Here is a 1,191-nt window from a genome sequence, read left to right as displayed (position 1 = left end):
ATGGCAAAAGGCAAGTTTGAACGGACCAAGCCGCACGTGAACGTGGGCACGATCGGTCACGTGGACCATGGCAAGACGACGCTGACGGCCGCGATCGCGACCGTGCTGTCCAAGAAGTTCGGTGGCGAGGCCAAGGCCTACGACCAGATCGACGCGGCTCCGGAAGAAAAGGCCCGCGGCATCACGATCAACACCGCGCACGTCGAATACGAGACGGCCAACCGCCACTACGCGCACGTTGACTGCCCCGGCCACGCCGACTACGTCAAGAACATGATCACCGGTGCCGCCCAGATGGACGGCGCCATCCTGGTGTGCTCGGCTGCTGACGGCCCGATGCCCCAGACCCGCGAGCACATCCTGCTGGCCCGCCAGGTCGGCGTGAAGTACATCATCGTCTTCCTGAACAAGTGCGACATGGTCGACGACGCCGAACTGCTCGAGCTCGTCGAAATGGAAGTGCGCGAGCTGCTCTCCAAGTACGACTTCCCCGGCGACGACACCCCCATCATCAAGGGCTCGGCCAAGCTGGCGCTGGAAGGCGACACGGGCGACCTGGGCGAGCAGGCCATCATGCGCCTGGCCGATGCGCTGGACACCTACATCCCCCAGCCGGACCGTGCTGTTGACGGCGCCTTCCTGCTGCCGGTGGAAGACGTGTTCTCGATCTCCGGCCGCGGCACCGTCGTGACCGGTCGCGTCGAGCGCGGCGTCATCAAGGTCGGTGAAGAAATCGAAATCGTCGGCATCCGCGAAGTCCAGAAGACCACGGTCACGGGCGTCGAAATGTTCCGCAAGCTGCTGGACCAAGGTCAAGCGGGCGACAACGTCGGCATCCTGCTGCGCGGCACCAAGCGCGAAGACGTCGAGCGCGGCCAAGTGCTGGCCAAGCCCGGCACCATCAAGCCCCACACCCACTTCACCGCTGAGATCTACGTTCTGAGCAAGGAAGAGGGCGGCCGCCACACGCCGTTCTTCAACAACTACCGTCCGCAGTTCTACTTCCGCACGACGGACGTGACCGGCGCGGTGGAGCTGCCCAAGGACAAGGAAATGGTCATGCCCGGCGACAACGTCGGCATCACCGTGAAGCTGATCGCGCCGATCGCGATGGAGCAGGGCCTGCGCTTCGCCATCCGTGAAGGTGGCCGCACCGTCGGTTCGGGCGTCGTCGCCACGATCCTCGAGTAA

Annotated in this window: 1 protein-coding gene; it reads left to right on the top strand. The window is 64.5% G+C overall.

All coding sequences use genetic code 11. From position 1 onward, the window contains the following. Positions 1–1,191, top strand: a complete 1,191-nt coding sequence (gene tuf / locus EV671_RS26565) for an elongation factor Tu (RefSeq protein WP_132576901.1) — start codon at positions 1–3, stop codon at positions 1,189–1,191.

This window comes from Roseateles saccharophilus (assembly GCF_004342485.1).
In the GTDB taxonomy this organism is placed as follows: Bacteria; Pseudomonadota; Gammaproteobacteria; order Burkholderiales; family Burkholderiaceae_C; genus Pelomonas; species Pelomonas saccharophila.
The sequence above is the reverse complement of the archived record's forward strand: the minus strand, read 5'-3'. Positions and strand labels throughout refer to the sequence as shown.

Excerpts from the sequence above, each read along its gene's own strand:
- tuf (WP_132576901.1), top strand. The coding sequence starts at position 1 with ATGGCAAAAGGCAAGTTTGAACGGACCAAGCCGCACGTGAACGTGGGC.